Raw genomic sequence first — 389 nt, forward strand, 5'->3', positions numbered from 1 at the left:
GCTGCAGCAGGAATGGAACGGCAGACATCAGCGCGGCATGGAGTCCCGACTGAAGCAGGCGCGTCTGCCATGGGTCAAAACGCTGGAGCAGTTCGACTTCACCTTCCAGCCGGGCATCGATCGTAAGGTTGTCCGGGAGCTGGCTGGTCTGGCGTTCGTGGAACGCTGCGAGAATGTGATCCTGCTGGGTCCTCCAGGTGTCGGGAAAACCCATCTGGCCGTTGCTCTCGGCGTGAAAGCGGCGGATGCAGGGCATCGGGTACTGTTCATGCCACTGGACAGACTGATCGCAACGCTGATGAAAGCGAAACAGGAAAACCGACTGGAGCGTCAGCTACAGCAACTGAGTTATGCCCGGGTGCTGATCCTGGATGAAATAGGCTATCTGC

General features: G+C 58.6%; 1 protein-coding gene. It reads left to right on the forward strand.

Features of this window, described 5'->3' with window-relative positions:
- The coding region (locus ACU8YC_RS28540) for an ATP-binding protein (protein ID WP_446896459.1) at positions 1-389 on the forward strand (389 nt) is incomplete at both ends.

The organism is Citrobacter sp. VF227 (assembly GCF_052950715.1).